Origin of the sequence: Burkholderia metallica (assembly GCF_001718555.1) — a bacterium.
Taxonomy (GTDB): domain Bacteria; phylum Pseudomonadota; class Gammaproteobacteria; order Burkholderiales; family Burkholderiaceae; genus Burkholderia; species Burkholderia metallica.
Genome location: NZ_CP013403.1, coordinates 762,576 through 783,991, shown reverse-complemented (window position 1 = coordinate 783,991; position 21,416 = coordinate 762,576). Strand labels below are relative to the sequence as shown.

The window sequence follows — 21,416 nt, the reverse complement described above, 5'->3', positions numbered from 1 at the left end:
TTGACCAATGATTCGAAATTCGTAAAACCGGAATGCCGGAGCGGCACTGCGTCAGTAAGCGTTGCTGCCGGTGAAGCCTTTCCAGAGCGTCAGCACGACGATCTTGATGTCGAGCCAGAACGACCAGTTCTGCATGTAGTACAGATCGAGCTTCACGCGTCCCATCATCTTCTCGATCTGGTCGGTCTCGCCGCGAAAGCCGTTGATCTGCGCCCACCCGGTGATGCCCGGCTTGATCCGGTAGCGGAACATGTAGCCCTTGACCAGATCCTTGTAGATGTCGTCGTGCGCGAGCGCATGCGGGCGCGGGCCGACCACCGACATCTCGCCCTTCAGCACGTTGATGAACTGCGGCAGCTCGTCGAGGCTCGTGCGGCGCAGGAACCGGCCGACCGGCGTCACGCGCGAGTCGTTCTTCGTGGCCTGCGTCACCTGCCCGGCCGCTTCCTCGTGCACCTTCATCGAGCGAAACTTGTAGATCTCGAACTCGTGCCCGTCGATGCCCTTGCGCTTCTGGCGGAAGAACACCGGCCCGCGCGAGGTCAGCTTGATCAGCCCGGCGATCAGCACCATCACCGGCGCGAGCGCGGTGAGCGCGGCCAGCGCGAACAGCCGGTCGAACACGAACTTCGGCAGGATCCGCACGTCGGTGATCGGCGACGCCGCGAGGTTGATCGCCGGCACGCCGAGCACCTCGACCACTTCCTGGTTGAAGAACGACAGCGTGCGCACGTCCGGGATGAAGCGGATATTCACGAAGTCGTGGCGGAACACCGTGACGATCTGGTGAATCCGGCGCTCCTGCGTGATCGGCAGCGTGAGCCACAGCTCGCTGATCGCGCGGCTGCGCACCAGCCACACCAGCGATTCGAACTGCCGCTCGATGCGCACGTCGTCGAGCGCGACTTCGCCCGGCGCTTCGCTTTCGTCGTACACGCACACCGGATTGAAGCCGGCTTCCGGCCGTGCCCGCATCTGCGCGATCAGCCGCCGCGCCGCCGGCGTCCCGCCGACGATCGCGACCGCCTTCAGGTTGTAGCCGCCGCGGCGCAGCTGCCGCAGCACGACGTGCACGCACGCCTTCGAGCCGGCGAGCAGCCCCATCGTCGCGAGCGCCCAGTAACCGAGCCACAGCCGCGACAGGTCGCCCGACTGATGAAAGCTGAAGCTCAGCAGGATGCCCGCGAGCTCGACCACGAGCCACGCGAACGCGACCCGCCCCACCAGCCCGACGAGACGCTTGCCGCGCCACGACTGGTAAATGCCGAAGGCGGGAAAGCACACGACGACGAGCAGGCAATCGAACAGCATCATCGTGCGCTGCAGGTCGTTGAGCCAGATGCTGCCGCCGTGCAGCGCGGCGGCGATCAGCGCCCCCGTCACGACCATCGCGATATCGATGACTCTCGCCAGCACGCTCAACATGTCCGCTTCCTCTTTGAACAGGCGTTTGCCGAACAGCTCCTTGTGCGACCCGTGCCGCGCATTCGATTCAAACGTTGCATGACGCTATTGAAGCGACAAGAAAATTCCTCCTCAAGCGCACAAGTATTTCGAAAAATAATCGGAAATTCTTGCCGCGAAGTTTTTGAATTAAATCGGCAGGTTTTCCCGAAACGGGTTGAAACCGGCAATTTTTCGGCAGCTTTACGCTTTCCGTGCGCCCTTTGCCGGCGGTCAAGACCAGCCGATTCACCGATTTATTTTTTATTTTTTTATTTGCATCGGATGACGACGCGGAAAATTCTTCCCGATGAATGCCCGGCGAATATTCGGCAATCGGCCCGGTTTTATTGTCGATTTACTTCATGCTACAAACACAGGCACCGACTTCAACCGTGGAGAGTGTCATCATGAATGCTCCGGCCGTGGCTGCCGAAACGCGCCATTCTTCTTCCGCCGCCCCCGTCGCCGGCACGCGCGTCGCCGTGCAACCGGTGATTCTTGCCGGCGGTTCCGGCACGCGCCTGTGGCCGATGTCGCGCGAACGCTTTCCGAAGCAACTGATCGGCCTGCTCGGCGACCATTCGTTGCTGCAGTCGACCGCGCTGCGCCTCGACGGCCTGACGGCCGACCATCCGCTGAACGACGACGTGCTGATCGTATGCGGCGAGGATCACCGCTTCACGACCGCCGAACAGCTGCGCCTCACCGGCAAGTCCGCCTCGATCATGCTCGAGCCGACCGGCCGCGACACCGCGCCCGCGCTGACGCTCGCCGCGCTGCGGCTCGTCGCCGACGGCAACGATGCGGTGATGACCGTGATGCCGGCCGACCACGCAGTCGCCGACCTGCCGCGCTTTCACGCAGCCGTCGCGGCCGGCGTGCACTGCGCGATGCAAGGCAAGATCGCGACGATGGGCATCGTGCCCACGCGCGCGGAAACCGGCTACGGCTACATCCGCGTCGGCGCGCCGCTCGGCGACGCCGCGACCGGCAGCCTCGACGTGCGCCGCCTCGACCGTTTCGTCGAGAAGCCGCACCTCGAACTCGCCCGGCAGTACGTCGCATCGGGCGAATACTGGTGGAACAGCGGCATCTTCATCGTGCGCGCGTCGGTGTGGCTGAACGCGATCCGCCAGCTCGAACCCGCGATCCTCGCGGCCTGCGAACAGGCGGTCGCCCAGGGCAAGGCCGACGGCGATTTCTTCCGCGTCGATCGCGACGCCTTCTCCGCGTCGCCGTCGAACTCGATCGACTACGCGGTGATGGAGCCGCTCGCGAGCCAGCCGCAACTGTGCGAGAGCGTCGTCGTGCCGCTCGACGCGGGCTGGTCGGACGTCGGCTCGTGGGACGCGATCTGGCAGATCTCGCCGAAGGACGAAGCCGGGAACGTCGGCCGCGGCCACGTGCTGCTCGAAGGCGCGGAATCGACGTTCGCCCATTCGGAAAGCCGGCTCGTCGCGTGCGTCGGCACGCAGAACCTCGTCGTCGTCGAAACCCCGGACGCCGTGCTCGTCGCGGACAAGTCGCGCGTGCAGGACGTGAAGAAGATCGTCGGGCGCATCAAGGCGCAACGCGGCGCGGAAGCCGCCGATCACCGCAAGGTGCATCGCCCGTGGGGCCACTACGATTCGGTCGACATGGGCGAACGCTTCCAGGTGAAACGCATCGTCGTGAAACCGGGCGCGCGGCTGTCGCTGCAGATGCACCACCACCGCGCCGAACACTGGATCGTCGTGCGCGGCACCGCGCGCATCACACGCGGCGACGAAACGTTCCTGCTGTCCGAAAACGAATCGACGTACATCCCGCTCGGCGTGTCGCATCGGCTGGAGAACCCGGGCAAGATGCCGCTCGAACTGATCGAGGTGCAGTCGGGCGCGTATCTCGGCGAAGACGACATCGTCCGCTTCGACGATACCTACGGTCGCCAGTGACGACGCGTACGCCCGGGGCGCCGCTGCAATCTTGGCGCCCCGGGCGATGCGGGCATGGGGAGACGGAAGGTACGGCGGAGTTTCGGCGCGGGTGTCGTGGCACACAACGGCCCGCGCGGGCCGGCGGTACGACGATCAGCCCACGCGGTACGCGTATTCGCGCCGCTCCGGCTGCACCGGATCGTTGCGGCTTTCGGACAGCGTGCTCGCGTGACGTTCGGCGATGAAGCGCTTGATGTCCGACTCCGCACGCGCGAGCGCAGACAGGCCGGCCAGCGCCTCGCCTTGCGGCGCGCGCACCGGTTCGTCGCTCGCGCCATGGCGATCGATCCACTGGCGCGCCCAGTCGAGCGCGAACTGCTCGGCTTCCTCGGCATCGGTGAAACGCGGGCCGATGAGGCCCGAGCGCTCGACGCGCCGGTCGTCCTGCGAAATCTCGGCCCACGCGCGATACATCAGGTTCTGCACGGGCTGCGCGATCCCGCAGATCGTATAGCCGCGATACTCGTCGACCTGCGGCTCGGCCGCGGCGAAGCTCGCCGACGACCCATGCGCATGACGCAACCCCATCGAGCGCGCACCGGGCACGACGAACGACGCATCGGCGTCGCTCGCGCGCGCGTCGTCCGGCATGACCGTCTGCGATGCGCCCTCGCCACCCCAAACGTTTGCGTGCGCGACCGGCAATTGCCACGACTCGGGGTTCTGCCAGAACACGCCGCGCAGGCGGTCGTTGTCGGGCTCCGGCTCGGCGCGACGGGCGGGCACGGCCGGCACCGGCGGCGGCGGGATATACGCGAACGTGCGCCCGCTGAACTGGGTCAGCACGTCGATCATCTGAAGCAGCGTGCCGGACGCGAGCCACTCCTCGTAGCGGCGACGGCACGTCGGCCCGGACGGATAGCGCCCGGGCAGCTTCGACCAGGCTTCACCGGTCGTCAGGATCCAGAGCACCGCATTGGCGACGACGCGCGGTTCGGCTCGTGGCCGCCCGCGACGGTTCAGCCGGATGGGTTCATCGGCGATCAGCGGTGAAAGACGAAACCACTCTTCATCGTTAAGCTCATCGAAGAACATAGTAGATCTCTCCACGCAGCCAGGCCGGGGCTGCGATTGGCGGCGCCGTCGCGACGCTTCGCGTCGCCGGGCGGCCAGGTTGCACATTATGGTTATCCGGTGTTGTGCATGCCGGCGCGACACCGCACTTTCACGGTGCCGCCATTCCCGGCAATGGCGCACAAATCACGGTCTCACTCCAATGTGGGAATTTTTGTGCACGAAGCATACCATCCCTAGGGTTTATCTCAATATGACAATGACTTAATGTTACGCACTGAAACAACCTGCCATGGGCGGGTAATGTATTTACGCTTGAATTTTTTTGCGCGATCTTTATGCCCACCGCTGCAAAGGCCCGTCCGGCGGGGCTTTGAGGCGGGTTCAGAAGACCCGCCCATGGGCATTTCCGGGCTGCTCCGACCCTCGTCGGCAACAATCCCGCGGATTGCTTCCCGACATCGGTAAATCAGGGAAAAAACGGTAACAAGATATTCACGAATCGGTAAATCATTCGAATCTCGCCGATTTTAATTATCTCCGTGCACAATCTTTTTATTGTTTCTCTGCGAGTGATGAAAGCTCGATGACGCCCGATGCACATTTGTCGTCACGCGCAAACTCGTGACGTCTGTTACATCTTCGCGGCCGGCGGGCGAGCGCCCGCGCCGCATCGCGGGGGGCGGCGGGGGGCGATATCCCGTTTCCGGTCGGAACGAAAAAAATGGAGGACGGCGCGCGGCGGCGTGCGCGATGCGCGGCGGACGGGTCAGCGCAGATCGCCGGCCAGCGACGCGGTTACGTCCGCGTCCACGCGCTGCGCGGGCATCGTATAGGCCGGGTGATCGCAGCCGATCGACAGCGCCGCGCCGCCCTTGAGCGCCGCGCGCATCGGCGCGGCGAGTTCGAAGCGCACGAAGTGCACGGCCGACGTCTTGTCGGCGTTGTCGCGTTCGAGATCCTCGTCGGCGATCGCATAGACGTTCGCGTGCCCGTCGACCTGCAGGTACACGCGATCCTCGATACCGATCAGCCGCGCGAGCGCCGCGCGCCGTTCGATCTCGTGCTCGTACTCGATCTGCATCGTCGCCTTCAGGTTCGTGCCGTCGGGCACGAGCGGCAGATACGCTTCCAGCTCCCCTTCGATGCCCGCCTCGTCGAAGATCTTCTCGATGTGCAGCATCTCCTGGATCTGATAGCGGATCGTCGTCTCGTCCTCGAACAGGAAGCGCAGGTGGTTGCCGAGCGCCACCGCGCGCCGGCGCTTGTACGCGACGAGCCGCGCGTGTTCGGCCTTGCGGATCTTCGCGTACGCTTCGAGCGTCAGCAGGGAGTCGCGGGTCAGCGCCATGGGAGATCCTCGTGGGTCGGCCGGCGGCGGCTCAGATGCCGTACGCGCGACGCAGCAGCGTGAGCGGATGGGCGAGCGGCGCGGACGGCAGCCCGTTGTCGTCGATGCCCTGCACGATGTGATGGCCGGCCAGCGCGCAATCCGACGACACGAAATCCGGCTGCGGCTCGGCCATCGCCTTGAACACGGGCCCGCCGATCCGCATCGCGTCCGCATGAAATTCCTTCTTCACGCCGAACGTGCCCGCATGCCCCGAGCAGCGCTCGACGACGTTCACGCGCGTATCGGGCACGAGCGACAGCGCGTCGGCCGTCTTGCGGCCGATGTTCTGCACGCGCGCGTGGCACGGCACGTGATACGACACGGTGCCGAGGCCCGTCTTGAAATCGGTCTTCAGCAGTCCGTCGCGATGCCGCGCGATCACGTATTCGAACGGGTCCCAGAATGCGTCGGCCACCGCGCGCACCGCGTCGTCGCCGGGAAACATCAGCGGCAGCTCGCTCTTGTACATCAGCACGCAGCTCGGGATCGCGCCGATCAGCGCATAGCCTTCGCGCGCATAGCGTTCGAGCACCGGCAGGTTCACGTCCTTCTTCGCGGCCACGCCGGCGAGATTGCCCTGTTCGAGCAGCGGCATCCCGCAGCACGCTTCGCGCGCGACGAGCTCGTACGGGATGTCGTTGTGCGCGAGGATCGCGAGCAGGTCGTGGCCGATACCCGGCTCGTTGAAATTCACGTAGCACGTCGCGTAGATCGCGACCTTGCCGGGCGTGCGTTCGCCGTCGCGCACGGGCGGGCCGTCCGAGGGCTTCGCCGCGCGGCGGAACTTGCGCGGCGCGAATTCCGGCAGCCACGCGTGGCGATCGACGCCGAGCGTCGCTTCGAGCGCATGTCGCGCGGGCGGCGTACGGTTCACCGCGTTCACCGCCTGCGTGACGACCGGGATGCCGGCGAAGTGGCCGAGCGCGTCGGTGTTCGACAGCACCTTGTCGCGCAGCGTCGCTTCGCCGCGCCGGTAGCGCGCGGCCTTGCCGCGCAGCATCAGGTGGGGGAAGTCGACGTTCCATGCGTGCGGCGGCACGTATGGGCATTTCGTCATGTAGCAGAGGTCGCACAGGTAGCACTGGTCGACGACCTTGCCGAACGCTGCCTTCGGCACTTCCTCGATATCGCCCATCGGCGTGTCGTCGACCAGATCGAACAGCGTCGGAAACGCGCCGCACAGCGACACGCAGCGCCGGCATCCGGCGCAGATGTCGAACACGCGCGTCATTTCCGCATCGATCGCGGCCTGGTCGTAGAACGCATCGGACTGCCAGTCGAGCGGATGCCGGGTCGGGGCTTCGAGACTGCCTTCCTTGTGGGGCATGGCGCGCTCCAGCGTGGCGCATGCGCGCCGGCGCCGCCCGCACGACGCGGGCAGCGATGAACGAACGGCCGGCCGCTTGCCGGTCGCACGGCCTGCCGTGCGGCCCGCTGCGGCCCGTCAGTCGACGAGACTGTCCAGCGCTTTCGTATAGCGGTTCGCGTGGCTGCGTTCGGCCTTCGCGAGCGTCTCGAACCAGTTCGCGATTTCGTCGAAACCCTCGTCGCGCGCCGTCTTCGCCATGCCCGGATACATGTCGGTGTATTCGTGCGTTTCGCCGGCGATCGCTGCTTCGAGATTCAGCCGCGACGAACCGAACGGCAAGCCCGTCGCCGGATCGCCGACGGTTTCCAGGTATTCGAGATGGCCGTGCGCATGGCCGGTTTCGCCTTCGGCGGTGGAGCGGAACAGCGCGGCGACGTCGTTCTGGCCTTCGACGTCGGCCTTCGAAGCGAAATACAGATAACGCCGGTTCGCCTGCGATTCACCCGCGAATGCGGCCTTCAGGTTCTCTTCGGTTTTGCTGCCCTTGAGTTGAGCCATTTGCGCCTCCGTTCGAGTCGGCGCGGCCGCGTGCGAAGCCGGGGCCGATTCAGAGATGTGGGGAACGATGCGTGTGTCGGGGCGCGCGCATCGTGCTCTTCAATCTAGGCGCTGGCGTTCGCATCCCCCAATAGGCTTTTTCAATCCGGGCGATAGTGCGGGGGGCTTCGGCTGCTGGGTGCCGGTAGCGGCTGCCGACTGCCGCTACGGTTGCCCGCTACGCGCGGAACGCGTCACGCATCCGTCGCCCTCCTGAGCAACAGTTCGCGTTCGCGCTCGTTGCGCGTGAGCTCCGCCGCACGGCGGAATTCGGCCTTGGCCTCGTCGGCGCGGCCCAGCTTCGCCAGCAGGTCGCCGCGCACGCTCGGCAGCCAGTGATAGCGCGCCAGCGCGGGATCGTCGCGCAGCACGTCGACGAGTTCGAGCGCCGCGGCCGGCCCGAACGCCATTCCGACGGCCACCGCGCGATTCAGCTCGACGACGGGCGACGGCGCGACCTCGGCGAGCGCGTCATACAACGCGACGATCTGCGCCCAGTCGGTATCCGACGCACGCCGTGCCCGCGCGTGACAGGCAGCCAGCGCGGCCTGCAGCGCATACGGCCCGCGTACGCCGCCGAGCTTCGTCGCGCGTTCGAGCGCCGCGAGGCCGCGCCGGATCAGCAGCGGATCCCAGCGGCTGCGGTCCTGATCGAGCAGCAGCACGGGCCGGCCCTGCGCGTCGGTACGCGCATGCATGCGCGACGCCTGCAGTTCCATCAGCGCGACGAGCCCGAGCACCTCGCTCTCGTCCGGCGCGAGGCTGGCCAGCACACGGCCGAGCCGCAGCGCCTCGTCGCACAGCGCCGGGCGCGTCCAGTCGTCGCCGGAGGTCGCCGCATAGCCTTCGTTGAACACCAGATAGATCACTTCGAGCACCGACGCGAGCCGCGCGGGCCGCGCATCGGCAGCCGGCACCTCGAACGGCACGTGCGCCGCCGCGAGCGTGCGCTTGGCGCGCACGATCCGCTGCGCGATCGTCGGCTCGGGTGTCAGGAACGCGCGCGCGATCTCGCCCGTCGTCAGCCCGCCGAGCAGCCGCAGCGTCAGCGCGACGCGCGCATCGGTCGACAGCACCGGGTGGCACGACGTAAAGATCAGCCGCAGCAGATCGTCGCCGATGTCGTCGTTCGCATCGGCGATCGCGTCCGCGATGTCGGGGACGACATGCGCTTCGAGCGCGTCCATCTCGTGGCCGAGCTGGTCGCGCTTCGCTGCGTGAAGCGATTCCTGCCGGACCCGGTCGAGTGCGCGGCGCTTCACGGCCGTCATCAGCCACGCGGCCGGGTTGTCGGGCACGCCGTCGACCGGCCAATGCTCGAGCGCCGCGACGAGCGTGTCCTGCGCCAGTTCCTCGGCCACGCCGACGTCGCGCACCACGCGCGCGGCGCGCGCGATGATCTTGGGCGCCTCGATCCGCCAGACCGCTTCGATCGCACGGTGAGTGGCCTCACGCGTCACGGCGCGTGCCCCTCGGCGGCCGCATCCAGCGGCATGGCCATCAGCTCCCATGCATGGCCGTCCGGATCGTCGAACCCGTGGCCGTACATGTTCGGGTATTCGCGCGGCGGCTGCGGCGCCGACCCGCCGGCCGCCAGCGCCTTCGCGACGATCGCGTCGACCTCGGCGCGGCTTTCGCACGACAGGCACGACAGCGCCTGCACCTGCGTCGCCGGATCGACGATGGTCTTGCCGGTGAAGGTCTGGAAAAACGGCCGCACAAGCAACATCGCGAAAATCGTGTCGCCGATCTTGATGCAGGCGGCCTGGTCGTTGGTGTAGGCCGGCACGACTTCGAAGCCGAGCGCCTGGTAGAACGCCTTCGAGCGCGGCAGGTCGGCCACGGGCAGGTTGATGAAGACCATCTTGTGCATGACGGGTGCTCCCTGTGAAACCGGATTCGGGTGGGGATTCAGGCGCCGGTACGGCCGACGTGAAGCTCGCGGAACCGCTCGACTGCATCGCTCGGCGTGAGGTCGTCGAGCTCGAACAGCGGCCGCACCTCGATCTCGCAATCCATCTCGGCGCCGAACGGCGCGGGGAACCGGCGCGTCCATTCGAGCGCTTCGTCGCGCGAACGCACCTGGATCAGCGTATAGCCGGCGATCAGTTCCTTCGTTTCGGCGAACGGGCCGTCGATCACCGTGCCCTTGCCGCCCGTGTAACGCACGCGCCAGCCGCGCGCGCTCGGCCGCAGCCCGTTCGCGTCGAGCAGCACGCCGGCTTTGGCCAGTTCCTCGTGATAGACGGTCATGGCCTCGACCAGCCGGTTGTCCGGCAACGCATCGGACTCGCTGACGGCGTTCGCCCGGATCATGATCATGAATCGCATCGTTTGCTCCTTGTCGTCGATGGAAGGCGGCGCCCGTTCATCGGCGCCCTATCCGGACGACGGCCGGAAGATGGCCCAATCGACACATTCAGCGACAAATCAGGGTAAATACCGAGTCGCGGCATTCACAGGAAGCACGGGCCGACCGCGCGGACCTCGACCGTGCACCACTGCGCGGCCGGGCACTGGCGCGCGATCTCGATCGCCTCCTCGCGCGTGTCGACGTCGACGAGAAAGAAACCGCCGACCATCTCCTTCGCTTCCGCGAACGGGCCGTCGAGCAGGCGCGTCTCGCCGTCGCGCACCTGCACGCGCGTGCCGCGCTCCGAGCGCTCCAGCGACTCGACGCCGCGCAGCACGCCGCGCGCCTTCAGCGACTCGGCGAAATCGACCATCCGCGCATACAGCGCCTGACCTTCGTCGAGCGTGCGCCCGGCGCGCTGGTCGGTCGGCTCGACAATCAACAGCATGTAAGACATGGAGTTCTCCTGTGAGATCGGGGCGCGGCAGTTCTCGCCGCGCGATCGGGGTGCGTCGACCGATGCCGAAGCGTAGCAGCCGCCGCATGGCCTGCATCGTCGGCCGATCGGCACTGGCCGGATGGCCATTTCGGCCGCTTCCCGGCATTTTGCCGTCAAGATGCGCTCCCGAACCGTCGGATTGTCTTCCACTGGACCGCCCCATGTCACGCCTGCTTCTGCCGCTCGCCGCACCGTTCATTGCCCTCTCCGTCCTCGCCGCCCTCGTCGCCCGGCCGGCCGCGGCCATGCCGCCGCTCAGCGCCGGCTGCGGCGGCGCAACCACGCCGATTGCCGACCTGCGCAGCGCCGCCGGCCCGTCGCCGCTGGCCGGGCAAACGACGTCGATCGAAGCGGTGGTCACCGCCGCGTTCGACGGTGCCGACGGCCTCGGCGGCTTCTTCGTCCAGCAGGCCGACGCGCAGCGACGGCATCGGCCGGGCGTTCCGGAAGGCGTGTTCGTGTACGCGCCGAACGCGCGCGCAAAGGCCGGCGATCTCGTGCATCTGACGGGCCGCATCGACGAGCGATACGGCCGGACGCAATTCACGCTGTCGGGCGGTGTGACCGTCTGCGCACGCGGGAAGACGGTCACGCCGGCAACGCTCACGCTGCCGGTCGCCGCGCACGCCGTGCTGGCCGCCCACGAGGCGATGCGCGTGCGCCTGCCGCAAACGCTGACGGTCAGCGATACCCACGACCTCGGCCGCTACGGCAGCGTCGTCCTGAGCAACGGCCGGCTGCGCATCCCGACCCAGGTCGCAGCGCCGGCCGAGGCCGCCGCGCTCGCGGCAGCCAACGTACGCAACCGCATCGTGCTCGACGACGGCTCGAACCGCCGCGATCCCGCGACCGTGCGCTATCCGCCGCCCGCGCTGAGCGCCGCCAACACGCTGCGCGCGGGCTATACGGTGCGCGGCGTCGAAGGCGTGCTCGAACTGCGCTACGGCGCGTGGCGGCTGCAACCGGTTGCCGGCGCGGCGCCGGTGTTCGATGCCGCCGCGAACCCGCGTACCGGTGCGCCGGCCCGGCATCCCGACGCCGACCTCCGTGTCGCGTCGTTCAACGTATTCAACTATTTCAACGGCGACGGGCATGGCGGCGGATTCGACGCCCCGGCCAACCGCGGCGCGAAAACGCCCGCCGTGTTCGCCCGGCAGGAGGCGAAGATCGTCGCGGCGTTGCGCGCGCTGCGTGCCGACGTGATCGGGCTGATGGAAATCGCGAACAACGGCCACGGCGAGACCAGCGCCGTGCGGCGTCTCGCCGCGCAGCTCGGCGACGGCTGGCGCGCGGTCGATCCCGGCACCGCGCGGCTCGGCCGCGATGCGATCGCGGTCGCGCTGCTTTACGACAGCCGCACGGTCGAGCCGGCCGGGCGCGCGGCGAGCCTCGCGCTCGGCGGCCGGCACCGCCCGCCGCTCGCGCAGACATTCCGGCGCATCGGCGGCACGCGCACCTTTACGGTCGCGGTCAATCACCTGAAATCGAAGAACTGCCCGAACGCGACCGGCGCCGATCGCGACCAGTCGGACGGCCAGGGTTGCTGGAACGCGGCGCGCACACGCGCCGCCACGCGGGTGGCCGACTGGCTCGCCACGTCGCCGACAGGCGTCGCCGCCGATGGCGTGCTGCTGATCGGCGACCTGAACAGCTACGCGAAGGAAGATCCGGTCCGCGCGCTCGAATCGCGCGGCTACACGAACCTGGTGCCCCGCTTCGTCGGCGATGCTGCGTACAGCTACGTATATCGCGGCGAAGCGGGCAGCCTCGACCACGCACTCGCCACGCCGGCGCTCGCCGCGCGCGTGAAGGCCGCCCACGTCTGGCACATCAATGCCGACGAGCCGGTCGCGCTGCAACCGGTGCCCGATTACAAAACGGCCGCGCAACGGGCGTCTTATTACGCACCCGACGCGTACCGCTCGTCGGATCACGATCCCGTCGTGATCGACGTCGCGCTTGGCGATGCCGGCACGTTGGCCGTTCCGGGCACGAACCCTGCTCCTCGAACAGGGGTGGACTAGTGCAATTGCATCAGCACACGACCTGCAACGGCACTATTTACCTGGCGACCCCGGCGCCCCATATTTACCGTGCCTTCACCGCGTAGCACTGCCCGATACGCCGCTTCGCCGCGAATGCGAATTTTTTTCAACCGCCGCGCCGCCCCGTGTGGCGGGGCTTTGCGGCAATCCTGCCGACGAATTGAAAATTTGTCTCGAAACTCAATCGGGCCAAATGAATCACACTGGTTGCTGGGATTCGTCTTATCTTCAAATTAGCCTTGAATCGAAGGAGGATAAACACCATGGCGCTCACCGACTCGATCGAACACAAGCTGGACCGCGGCCTGTCCGACATTCGTCGCACGGGCCGGCGCGTGGGACGCACGACGCGCTCGGCGGCCCGCGACCTGCATGCGGACGTCAGCGACGATCTGCGCGGGCTGGTCGACGAACTCGAAGATCTTCTGAAAAACGACGGCGACGGCGATATTGCCGCGCTGCGCAAGCGCGTGCAGTCGAGGCTCGACGAAGCGCGCAGTGCGCTCGACCATGCGTCGGGCAGCGCGGCCGCCCGGCTGCGCGAATCGGCCGAACGCGTGTCGCAGGTGGTGCAGGACAACCCGTGGCAAACCGCCGGCGTCGTGGCCGGCCTCGCGTTCGTTGCGGGCCTGCTCCTTGCCCGCCGTTGAACGGAGCCGGCTCCCCGCCGCCCGCCCCGTTCGTCTTCAGTCCGCCCTCAATCAGACAACGAAGGAGAAACGCCATGCAGAAGACCTTTGCCATGAAAGCCGCCGCCGCGGTCCTGCTCGGCAGCCTCGCGCTCGCAGGCTGCACGACCACGCCGGATAAACCGGACAACGCGGCAGCCAGCGCGTCGAAACGCGAATCGATCGACGCCAGCGTCAACGCGACGCTGTCGCGCCTCTATTCGACGGTGCCGGGTTCGCGTGAGCTCGTCGCGAAATCGCGCGGCGTGCTCGTGTTCCCGAACGTGCTGCAGGCCGGCTTCATCGTCGGCGGCCAGTCCGGCAACGGCGCGCTGCGCGTCGGCGGCAGCACGGTCGGCTACTACAACACGTCGTCGCTGTCGGTCGGCCTGCAGGCCGGCGCCCAGTCGAAGGCGATCGTGTTCCTGTTCATGACGCAGGATGCGCTCGACTCGTTCCGCAGGTCCGAAGGCTGGTCCGCGGGCGCCGACGCATCGGTCGCGGTCGTGAAGGTCGGCGCGAACGGCGCGGTCGATACGACCACGGCCACCGCACCGGTCGAGGTGCTGGTCCTGACCAACGCGGGCCTGATGGGCGACCTGTCGGTGAACGGCACCAAGGTCACGAAGCTCCATATCTGACGATGCGGCACGCGGCGTTGTGCCGCGTTTGCTTCCCGGCAGCGCCGCGGCCCCGGCCGCGGCGTTTTCGTATGCGCCGCGCGCCGCCGCTATGATGGCGGCGCCTTTGCGGGCATACTCCGGTTCGAGCCGCCCCGCGGCGCATTGCGCCGCGAACCCGTGACGATCGCAAACCAATCGCGCACGAGGCCACGAGATTCAATCAAACCACGCATCAATCTGCCCGAATGTCATCCATGGATAGCGGACACGACCACCAAAAATTCTTCTACTTCCTGCTGGCCGCGGTCACCGTCGGACTCTGCTGGATCCTCGCGCCGTTTTCCGGCGCCGTGTTCTGGGGGACCATTCTCGCGATCCTGTTCCAGCCGGTGCAGCGCTGGCTCGCCGCGCGCTTCGGCAAGCGGCGCAACCTGGCCGCGCTCGTGACGCTGTCGCTAATCGTGCTGATCGTGATCCTGCCGCTCGTGTTCGTCGCCGGGACGCTCGTCCAGGAAATCGCGTACGTGTACCAGGAAATCAAGACCGCGCAGCCGAACTATTCGCAGTACTTCCAGGACGTCATCCACGCGCTGCCGTCGTCGATCCAGCACCTGCTGCAGAAATACGGGCTGAGCAACCTCCCCGGCATCCAGAAGAAGCTGACCGACGGCGCCGCGCAGATCAGCCAGCTCGCGGCCACGCAGGCGCTCAGCATCGGCCAGAACACGTTCCAGTTCGTCGTGAGCTTCGGCGTGATGCTGTATCTGGTGTTCTTCCTGCTGCGCGACGGCGGCGAGATCGGCCGCCGCGTGCGTCGCGCGCTGCCGCTCGACGACGAGCACAAGCACCTGCTGCTCGCAAAGTTCACGACGGTCGTGCGCGCGACGGTGAAGGGCAACATCGCGGTCGCGCTCGTGCAGGGCGCGCTCGGCGGCCTGATCTTCTGGATCCTCGGCATCGAGGGCGTCGTGCTGTGGGGCGCGCTGATGGCGTTCCTGTCGCTGCTGCCCGCGATCGGCGCGAGCCTCGTGTGGGTGCCGGCCGCGCTCTACTTCCTGATGATCGGCGCGGTGTGGAAATGCGTGATCCTCGTCGCGTTCTGCGTCGGCGTGATCGGCCTCGTCGACAACCTGCTGCGCCCGATCCTCGTCGGCAAGGACACGAAGATGCCCGACTGGGTCGTGCTGATCTCGACGCTCGGCGGGATGGCGCTGTTCGGCATCACCGGCTTCGTGATCGGGCCGCTCGTCGCCGCGCTGTTCATGGCGAGCTGGGACATCTACGCACGCGCCGAACAGGGCGAATGACATGCCGCACGGCGCGTGCCGCGCACCGGCGGCACCCGCCGTCACGGATGACGAATGCGGATCAGCACGGGCGCCACGGCGCCCGTTTCTTCGTCCGCCGCCAGCGTCATCACGCCGCCGTACGGGCCCACGCGCCACGCGCGGCCCGATACCAGCGGCACGCCTCGATCGGCAAGTGCATCGCGCCACGTTGCGCGCATGCCCGATCCGGCATCGGCTGCGAACCGCGCACCGTCAGGCGTGACCAGCGTCACGTCGGCGCCCGGCAAGCGCCGGCCGTGCGCATCGAATCGCAGCGTTGCCACCGCGCCGGTGCCTGCCGCCGCGCCGTCTTCGACCACCCCACCCGGTCCCGCATCGAGCGTCACATCGTAGAGATCGACGAGCGCGCCGGTGAATCGCACGATCCCGCCCGGCGCCGCGTGCCCGGCCGCCGCCACCGCATGCGACATCGACAACGCCACGCCGAGCCCGATCGCCATCCTCCGCACGATACCGGCGCGCCGCACCGTTCGATTGCGCATCGCCACCGATGCCGCCCGCTTCACGCCGTTTCGCATGTTTCTTCTCCCTCGCCACATGACCAGAAAAAAAGCGGCGTGACGCATCGGTCACGCCGCCTGTCTGCTGGCCATCACTTTAGGGAGAGACGTCCGGACAATATATGGGACAAGTCCTAAACTAGCGCCCGATTGACCGAACGCAGCGCATTCGACACGCTCTCGCGGCAGCGCACGAACGGCATCGCACGCTGCGCCGCGAACCGGTCACGCGTCCGGATCGACGCGCAGCACGAGCTTGCCGCGATGGTCGCCGTCGAACAGGCGATTCAGCACGTCGGGCGCATTCTCGAGGCCGTCGGCCACCGTCTCCTCGGCCTTGAGCCGTCCGTCGCGCAGCCAGCCGGACAGCACCTGCACGGCTTCGCGGCTCTTGCGGTAATCGAGGATCAGGAAGCCGCGCATCGTCAGCCGCTTCGAGATCAGCACGCCGACGTCGTCCGCCGCGCGCCCGCTGTTGTAGTTCGAGATCACGCCGCACAGCGCGACACGCCCGCCGATCACCATCCGCGACAGCACCGCGCGCATCACTTCGCCGCCGACGTTCTCGAAGTTCACGTGCACGCCGTCCGGCGTCGCCGCCTTCAGTTGCTGACGGAAATCGTCCGTCTTGTAGTCGACGGCCGCGTCGAAGCCGAGCGTTTCGGTCAGGTAGCGGCACTTGTCCGCGCCGCCCGCGATGCCGACCACGCGCGCGCCGTGGATCTTGCCGATCTGTCCGGCGATCGAGCCGACCGAGCCGGCCGCCGCCGATACCACGAGCGTCTCGCCCGGCTGCACCGGCGCGATGTCGGTCAGCCCGTAGTACGCGGTCAGCCCGCTCATCCCGCACGCACCGAGCAGCGTCGGCAGCGGCAGGCCCGACTGCGCGGGCAGCTTCACGAGCTGCGCGGCCTGGTCGGCCGGCACGACCGCGTAATCCTGCCAGCCGACGAGCCCCTGCACGAGATCGCCGTCGGCGAAGCCCGCATGACGCGACGCCACCACGCGCCCGATGCCGAGCGCGCGCATCACCTCGCCGATCGCGACGGGCGGCAGGTACTGCGGCACGTCGCTCATCCACACGCGGTTGGTCGGGTCCATCGACAGATACAGCACGCGCACGAGCACCTCGCCGTCCGCGAGCGCCGGCACCGGCGTCTCGACGAGCGAAAAGTGTTCGCGGCCGACCCGCCCTTCCGGGCGCGTCTTCAGCAGCAGTTGGCGGTTCACGGGTGTGGACACGAGGGTCTCCTCCGGTCGTTGTGGTTCGGGATGCGCGTCACACCGCGCACATGCCGCCGTCGATCACGAGTTCGGCGGCGGTCACGAAGCGGCTCTCGTCGGACGCGAGATACACGGCTGCATGCGCGACGTCGTCCGGCTCGCCGAGCCGGCGCAGCGGAATGCCGCGCGCGAGCTTGCGCGTCGCGTCGCGTTCGCCGAGCGACTGGAACAGCGGCTCGACGATCCCGGTGCGGATGAACGCCGGGTGAATCGAGTTGCAGCGCACGTCGATCTCGCGACGCGCGCAATCGATCGCGACCGACTTCGTCAGCGACGCGACCGCCGCCTTCGACGCGTTGTACGCGGTGAAATCCGGCTCAACCTTGAACGCGGCCACCGACGAGATGTTGATGATCGATGCGGGATGGCTTTCGGCCAGATACGACAGCGCATGCTTGCAGCCGAGCACGATGCTCTCGACGTTGATCGCCATCACGCGCCGCCATTCGTTCAGCTCGATCTGCGCGGGCGAGCCGATCGAGCCCACGCCCGCATTGTTGACGAGCACCGACAGCCCGCCCATCGCATCGACGGCCTGCGCGAGCAGCGCCTGCCAGCGCGCCTCGTCGCGCACGTCCTGCGTCGCGGCGAACGCGACCGGCGTCGCGTGGCCCGCGTTGAGCTCCTGCGCGAACGCGTCGAGCACCGCCGCGTCGGCGATGTCGGTCACGAACACGCGCGCGCCCTGCTCGACCATCCGGCGCGCGATCGCGCGGCCGAGGCCGCCCGCGGCGCCCGTGATGTATGCGCACTTGCCGGCAAGGCGCGGAGAAACGACTGTCATGTGGCCTGCTCCTGTCATGAATCGTCGTCGCGAAACGCTACCGCGACGGGTTTGCCGTGCCGGTTCCGGCCGACGCGGGCCGCTCGACTGCGCGTCGGCATCACGACGCGCCGCACGGTTTCCGCGAGTATATCGACCTGAACGCGACGCGCACCAGCCGGCGCCGGGCTGCCCGCGCCCGTTGAACGACAGCCAGCGTACGCGAATGCCGCCGATCGATGAAATGAATAATCGTTATGCCCAGTCATAGACAGGGATCATGACCTGCGCGCACCGGCACGCGGCCCTGAACGGGGCCGTTCGTCGCTGCGGCGAGGGCCGGTGGGCTGCGTTGCGCGCAGGCGGCAACGCGATCATGAATCGGGAATCGGGGGGCTGAACGGCGGGGAATCGAGCCACCGCCGGACGAATGCCGGCGGCAGGAAAGCGGCGCCGGGGCGCGTCAGAACCCGGCGCCCGACGGCGCGCGCACGAACGCGCAGAGCTGAGGCGAATGGGTATCGATCATCTGCTGGAACGGTGCACGATGCCCGTACGCGATGCCCGACACGAGCAACAGGCAGACGGCCCCGACGCGCGGCGAGAATGCCCGCTGGCGCGTGCCGTCGTAGCCGCGCAGGAACAGCAGCGCGACGAGCGCGCCGAGCATCCAGCCGGCGATCACTTCCGGCACGCTGTGCGAATGGTCGAACACGCGCGCGACGGCCGTGACCGCGCCGACGGCCAGCCCGGCCGCGATGCCGGGCGCCTTGCCGGCCCGGAACGCCTGCCACAGCATCGACAGCGCGACGGTCCACACGGACGTCGACAGCATCGTATGGCCGCTGATCATGCGGAAATCGAATTGCGGCAACTCGATGCCGCAGCCGGCATAGAGGATCTTGGTGGCGCCGACGACGCCCATCCCCGCGGCGAGCAGCACGCCCCAGCGGACGGCCAGGCGCCAGTCGGTCAGCGCGAGCCATACCGCGCACGTCAGCGCGATCGGCAAGGTCAGCGCGGCATCGCCGATGTTGCTGATTTCACTCCACATAACGGACTTCGGACGACGATCGAAAGACCGCAGTTTACCGCATGCGCGCCGCCCGACTGTGTCAGCCTGTGACAGGCTGTATCAGCCCGCGACACCGGTAATCAGCAGCAGGTTCGTGCCGGTGATGACGGCGAACAGCGCCCAAGCGGCAACCTGCATCCCGCGCCCGATCGTGTGCTCGCCCATCGTGTTGCGATCGCTGACCGAACGGATCAGCGGCCACATCGCGAACGGCAGCTGCAGGCTCAGCAGCACCTGGCTCCACACGAGCAGTTGCCCGACCGAGCCGTCGCCGAGCCACAGCACGCCGATCAGTGCCGGCACGAGCGCGAGCCCGCGCGTGATCAGCCGGCGCTGGTAGCACGGGATCTTCGCATGCAGGAAGCCGTCCATGATCACCTGGCCGGCGATCGTGCCGGTGAGCGTCGAGCTCTGCCCCGACGCGAGCAGCGCGATGCCGAACAGCAGCGCGGCCGCGCCGCCCGCGATCGGCGTGATCAGCCGGTAGGCCTGCTCGATGTCGGTCACGTTGTGCTGACCGGTCGCATGGAACGCCGCCCCCGCGACGACCAGGATCGCCGCGTTGACGAGCATCGCGACGAACAGCGACACGCAGGTGTCGATGCGCACCAGCGCAAGCGTGTCGCGGATCATGCCGCGCGCACCGCCGACCACCCGCCGCGTCTGCACGACCGACGAATGCAGATACAGGTTGTGCGGCATGATCGTCGCGCCGACGATGCCGAGCGCGAGCACGATCGCGTCCTTGCGGTCGTGGCCCGGATCGCCGGGCACGAGCCCGCCGACCACCGCGTGCCAGTCGGGCGGCGTGATCGCCACCTGCGCGACGAAGCAGAATGCCATCGTCGCGATCAGCCCGAGCACGATCGCCTCGATCTGCCGGAACCCCTTGCCCTGCAGGCCGAGCACGATCACCGTGTCGAGCGCGGTGAGCACGACACCCCATGCGAGCGGCACGCCGAGCAGCAGCTTGAATGCGAGCGCGCAGCCGAGCACTTCCGCGATGTCGCACGCGACGATCGACACCTCGGCGGTCACCCACTGCACGATGCGGCCGAACCGGCCGTAGCGGTCGTAGCTGGCCTGCGCGAGATCCTTGCCCGCGACGAGCCCGAGCCGTGCCGCGAGCATCTGCAGGAAGATCGCCGCCAGGCTCGAGAACGCGACGACCCACAGCAGCGAATAACCGAACTGCGAGCCGGCCTGGATGTCGGTCGCCCAGTTGCCGGGGTCCATGTAGCCGATCGCGACCAGCAGGCCGGGGCCGAAGAAGCGCTTGAGCTTCTGCCAGCGCGGCGCGCCCGCATCGATCGTGATGCTGCCCTTTACTTCCGACGGGCAGAAAGGGGCGGTGGCGGTAGTGGGGAGGAAGGGCATGGAAACCGGGAATCGAAATCGCGACAGGTCGATTCTACGGGTATCCGTGCGGTTTGCTCCGGCGCGGCGGCGGCGAGCGCGGCGCGATGCGCGCCGGCATCGGCGCGAACGCCGCCGTTCGCATCGGGCGGCGTGGCGCCGTGAGCGAGGATCCGTTCGCGCTCGGTGACGCGAAATTCGGTCGGCGACATCAGCATGCGCTGGCGAAACAGCTTCGCGAGCCGCTCGCCGCTGCCGAACCCGGTGCGGCGCGCGACCTTGTCGGCCGGCAGCGTCGTGTGGACCAGCATGTGACAGGCGCGCTCGATCCGCACGTGCTGGACGAACTCGGTCGGCGTCACGCCGATCTCCTTCTTGAAGCGCCGCAGGAAATTGCGCTCGCTCATCGCGGCGGCCTGTGCGGCGCTCGCGATCGAGATGCGGTTCACGCTCTGCGCGCGCAGCCGCTGCGCCGACATCCGGATCGACGGGCTCGCGCTCAGCTCGCGAAAGGCCCACATCGACTGCGTATAGCGGTGCTCGACCGGCCGCATCATGTTGCTGGCGATCTCCTGCGCGGCGCTGTCGCCGAGATCGGCGCGGAACATGTCGAACACGGCGGCGAACACGTCGGTTTCACCGGCCTGCCGTTCGACCGTCGTGGCGGCCCGGCGGCCGGATCGCCCGTCGCTCGCCGCCGACGGACGCTGCATCGCGGCAAGCGCGGGCAGATCCATTCCGTCGACGATCCAGCGCGCATGACGACGAACGTCGATGAGACGCCGCCGCAATGCGTCATCCAAATTGACGGCCGCGCGATCGCCGTGAAGATGGAAGAACGCAAGCGCGCGGCGGCCGTGCTCGTCGCCGAGCGGATCGGCCGCGATGCTCACGCCGGACGACGACTGCACCAGTCCCCCGCTTTCGGAAACGTACTTCAGCTGATAATCCGCACCGTATGCGTGCAGGCGATTCGCCAGATTGAAAGCCTCGCCGAGACGCGCGGCCTGTGCCAACGAAAACCCCGTACTCAAATAGATGACGACCCACCTTTGATCTGCTGCATTCACTGGCCAAGCCCCCGACTTGTTCGACTTCTCTATTACCGTCGAACTGTCAGGCTTATATTTGGTTTGAATACGTGCGACAGGACGGCTATCCCGAAA

20 protein-coding genes are annotated in these 21,416 nt (G+C 67.7%); 5 read left to right on the top strand and 15 right to left on the bottom strand.

The window, feature by feature from the left end; genetic code table 11:
- Window positions 1–51 precede the first annotated feature (51 nt).
- Entirely contained in the window at window positions 52–1,425 is a 1,374-nt protein-coding gene (locus tag WJ16_RS23265) for an undecaprenyl-phosphate glucose phosphotransferase (RefSeq protein ID WP_069259424.1), read from the bottom strand.
- Window positions 1,426–1,853: 428 nt separating this feature from the next.
- Between WJ16_RS23265 and WJ16_RS23260 the strand changes: the two genes are divergently transcribed.
- The gene (locus tag WJ16_RS23260) at window positions 1,854–3,380 is read left to right on the top strand and encodes a mannose-1-phosphate guanylyltransferase/mannose-6-phosphate isomerase (protein WP_069259423.1); all 1,527 of its coding nucleotides are present in this window, start codon (window positions 1,854–1,856) and stop codon (window positions 3,378–3,380) included.
- Between the two features lie 135 nt (window positions 3,381–3,515).
- On the opposite strand, the gene WJ16_RS23255 is transcribed toward WJ16_RS23260, so the two are convergent.
- The 8 genes from WJ16_RS23255 to WJ16_RS23220 all read right to left on the bottom strand — a co-directional run bounded on the left by WJ16_RS23255 (window position 3,516) and on the right by WJ16_RS23220 (window position 10,545).
- Window positions 3,516–4,457 carry a transposase gene (locus tag WJ16_RS23255; RefSeq protein ID WP_069259422.1) on the bottom strand — a complete coding sequence of 314 codons (942 nt, stop codon included), beginning with the start codon at window positions 4,455–4,457 and terminating at the stop codon, window positions 3,516–3,518.
- A 748-nt stretch (window positions 4,458–5,205) separates the two neighbouring features.
- The gene (locus WJ16_RS23250) at window positions 5,206–5,787 is read right to left on the bottom strand and encodes a DUF3501 family protein (RefSeq protein WP_069259421.1); all 582 of its coding nucleotides are present in this window, start codon (window positions 5,785–5,787) and stop codon (window positions 5,206–5,208) included.
- 31 nt (window positions 5,788–5,818) lie between these two features.
- Window positions 5,819–7,156, bottom strand: a complete 1,338-nt coding sequence (locus WJ16_RS23245) for a heterodisulfide reductase-related iron-sulfur binding cluster (RefSeq protein WP_069259420.1) — start codon at window positions 7,154–7,156, stop codon at window positions 5,819–5,821.
- Between the two features lie 117 nt (window positions 7,157–7,273).
- Window positions 7,274–7,696 (bottom strand): rubrerythrin family protein, encoded by a 423-nt coding sequence (locus WJ16_RS23240; RefSeq protein WP_069259419.1) that lies wholly within the window; start codon window positions 7,694–7,696, stop codon window positions 7,274–7,276.
- A 233-nt stretch (window positions 7,697–7,929) separates the two neighbouring features.
- Window positions 7,930–9,195: an RNA polymerase sigma factor gene (locus tag WJ16_RS23235; RefSeq protein ID WP_069259418.1), complete on the bottom strand. Its 1,266-nt coding sequence runs from the start codon at window positions 9,193–9,195 to the stop codon at window positions 7,930–7,932.
- Window positions 9,192–9,608: a VOC family protein gene (locus WJ16_RS23230; RefSeq protein ID WP_069259417.1), complete on the bottom strand. Its 417-nt coding sequence runs from the start codon at window positions 9,606–9,608 to the stop codon at window positions 9,192–9,194. The genes WJ16_RS23235 and WJ16_RS23230 overlap by 4 nt, the downstream gene beginning before the upstream one ends.
- A 38-nt stretch (window positions 9,609–9,646) precedes the next feature.
- On the bottom strand, window positions 9,647–10,066 hold the full coding sequence (locus WJ16_RS23225; RefSeq protein ID WP_069259416.1) for a YciI family protein: 420 nt from the start codon (window positions 10,064–10,066) through the stop codon (window positions 9,647–9,649).
- Window positions 10,067–10,191: 125 nt separating this feature from the next.
- Window positions 10,192–10,545, bottom strand: a complete 354-nt coding sequence (locus WJ16_RS23220; RefSeq protein ID WP_069259415.1) for a YciI family protein — start codon at window positions 10,543–10,545, stop codon at window positions 10,192–10,194.
- Window positions 10,546–10,748: 203 nt separating this feature from the next.
- Between WJ16_RS23220 and WJ16_RS23215 the strand changes: the two genes are divergently transcribed.
- From WJ16_RS23215 to WJ16_RS23200, 4 genes are all read left to right on the top strand, one after another.
- Window positions 10,749–12,611, top strand: coding sequence for an ExeM/NucH family extracellular endonuclease (locus WJ16_RS23215; protein WP_069259414.1), 1,863 nt, complete (start codon window positions 10,749–10,751; stop codon window positions 12,609–12,611).
- A gap of 284 nt (window positions 12,612–12,895) precedes the next feature.
- Entirely contained in the window at window positions 12,896–13,282 is a 387-nt protein-coding gene (locus WJ16_RS23210; protein WP_069259413.1) for an ElaB/YgaM/YqjD family protein, read from the top strand.
- A gap of 74 nt (window positions 13,283–13,356) precedes the next feature.
- The gene (locus WJ16_RS23205) at window positions 13,357–13,941 is read left to right on the top strand and encodes a BPSL1445 family SYLF domain-containing lipoprotein (protein ID WP_069259412.1); all 585 of its coding nucleotides are present in this window, start codon (window positions 13,357–13,359) and stop codon (window positions 13,939–13,941) included.
- 236 nt (window positions 13,942–14,177) lie between these two features.
- On the top strand, window positions 14,178–15,230 hold the full coding sequence (locus WJ16_RS23200) for an AI-2E family transporter (protein WP_069259411.1): 1,053 nt from the start codon (window positions 14,178–14,180) through the stop codon (window positions 15,228–15,230).
- A gap of 41 nt (window positions 15,231–15,271) precedes the next feature.
- Here WJ16_RS23200 and WJ16_RS23195 read toward each other — a convergent pair whose 3' ends face one another.
- The 6 genes from WJ16_RS23195 to WJ16_RS23170 all read right to left on the bottom strand — a co-directional run bounded on the left by WJ16_RS23195 (window position 15,272) and on the right by WJ16_RS23170 (window position 21,266).
- Window positions 15,272–15,790 carry a thioesterase gene (locus WJ16_RS23195; protein WP_069259410.1) on the bottom strand — a complete coding sequence of 173 codons (519 nt, stop codon included), beginning with the start codon at window positions 15,788–15,790 and terminating at the stop codon, window positions 15,272–15,274.
- A 207-nt stretch (window positions 15,791–15,997) separates the two neighbouring features.
- On the bottom strand, window positions 15,998–17,014 hold the full coding sequence (locus WJ16_RS23190; RefSeq protein ID WP_069259409.1) for an NADP-dependent oxidoreductase: 1,017 nt from the start codon (window positions 17,012–17,014) through the stop codon (window positions 15,998–16,000).
- A 37-nt stretch (window positions 17,015–17,051) separates the two neighbouring features.
- On the bottom strand, window positions 17,052–17,840 hold the full coding sequence (locus tag WJ16_RS23185; RefSeq protein WP_069259408.1) for an SDR family oxidoreductase: 789 nt from the start codon (window positions 17,838–17,840) through the stop codon (window positions 17,052–17,054).
- A gap of 442 nt (window positions 17,841–18,282) precedes the next feature.
- Window positions 18,283–18,873 (bottom strand): phosphatase PAP2 family protein, encoded by a 591-nt coding sequence (locus WJ16_RS23180; protein WP_069259407.1) that lies wholly within the window; start codon window positions 18,871–18,873, stop codon window positions 18,283–18,285.
- Between the two features lie 81 nt (window positions 18,874–18,954).
- Window positions 18,955–20,271 (bottom strand): Nramp family divalent metal transporter, encoded by a 1,317-nt coding sequence (locus tag WJ16_RS23175; RefSeq protein WP_069259406.1) that lies wholly within the window; start codon window positions 20,269–20,271, stop codon window positions 18,955–18,957.
- Window positions 20,220–21,266, bottom strand: a complete 1,047-nt coding sequence (locus tag WJ16_RS23170) for a helix-turn-helix domain-containing protein (protein ID WP_069259405.1) — start codon at window positions 21,264–21,266, stop codon at window positions 20,220–20,222. Before WJ16_RS23170 ends, WJ16_RS23175 begins: the two co-directional genes overlap by 52 nt.
- Window positions 21,267–21,416: the final 150 nt, after the last annotated feature.

Excerpts from the sequence above, each read along its gene's own strand:
- WJ16_RS23255 (WP_069259422.1), bottom strand. The coding sequence starts at position 4,457 with ATGTTCTTCGATGAGCTTAACGATGAAGAGTGGTTTCGTCTTTCACCG.
- WJ16_RS23245 (WP_069259420.1), bottom strand. The coding sequence starts at position 7,156 with ATGCCCCACAAGGAAGGCAGTCTCGAAGCCCCGACCCGGCATCCGCTC.
- WJ16_RS23175 (WP_069259406.1), bottom strand. The coding sequence starts at position 20,271 with ATGCCCTTCCTCCCCACTACCGCCACCGCCCCTTTCTGCCCGTCGGAA.
- WJ16_RS23240 (WP_069259419.1), bottom strand. The coding sequence starts at position 7,696 with ATGGCTCAACTCAAGGGCAGCAAAACCGAAGAGAACCTGAAGGCCGCA.
- WJ16_RS23195 (WP_069259410.1), bottom strand. The coding sequence starts at position 15,790 with ATGCGAAACGGCGTGAAGCGGGCGGCATCGGTGGCGATGCGCAATCGA.
- WJ16_RS23220 (WP_069259415.1), bottom strand. The coding sequence starts at position 10,545 with ATGTCTTACATGCTGTTGATTGTCGAGCCGACCGACCAGCGCGCCGGG.
- WJ16_RS23250 (WP_069259421.1), bottom strand. The coding sequence starts at position 5,787 with ATGGCGCTGACCCGCGACTCCCTGCTGACGCTCGAAGCGTACGCGAAG.
- WJ16_RS23200 (WP_069259411.1), top strand. The coding sequence starts at position 14,178 with ATGGATAGCGGACACGACCACCAAAAATTCTTCTACTTCCTGCTGGCC.
- WJ16_RS23210 (WP_069259413.1), top strand. The coding sequence starts at position 12,896 with ATGGCGCTCACCGACTCGATCGAACACAAGCTGGACCGCGGCCTGTCC.
- WJ16_RS23265 (WP_069259424.1), bottom strand. The coding sequence starts at position 1,425 with ATGTTGAGCGTGCTGGCGAGAGTCATCGATATCGCGATGGTCGTGACG.
- WJ16_RS23205 (WP_069259412.1), top strand. The coding sequence starts at position 13,357 with ATGCAGAAGACCTTTGCCATGAAAGCCGCCGCCGCGGTCCTGCTCGGC.
- WJ16_RS23230 (WP_069259417.1), bottom strand. The coding sequence starts at position 9,608 with ATGCACAAGATGGTCTTCATCAACCTGCCCGTGGCCGACCTGCCGCGC.
- WJ16_RS23180 (WP_069259407.1), bottom strand. The coding sequence starts at position 18,873 with ATGTGGAGTGAAATCAGCAACATCGGCGATGCCGCGCTGACCTTGCCG.
- WJ16_RS23215 (WP_069259414.1), top strand. The coding sequence starts at position 10,749 with ATGTCACGCCTGCTTCTGCCGCTCGCCGCACCGTTCATTGCCCTCTCC.
- WJ16_RS23260 (WP_069259423.1), top strand. The coding sequence starts at position 1,854 with ATGAATGCTCCGGCCGTGGCTGCCGAAACGCGCCATTCTTCTTCCGCC.
- WJ16_RS23185 (WP_069259408.1), bottom strand. The coding sequence starts at position 17,840 with ATGACAGTCGTTTCTCCGCGCCTTGCCGGCAAGTGCGCATACATCACG.
- WJ16_RS23225 (WP_069259416.1), bottom strand. The coding sequence starts at position 10,066 with ATGCGATTCATGATCATGATCCGGGCGAACGCCGTCAGCGAGTCCGAT.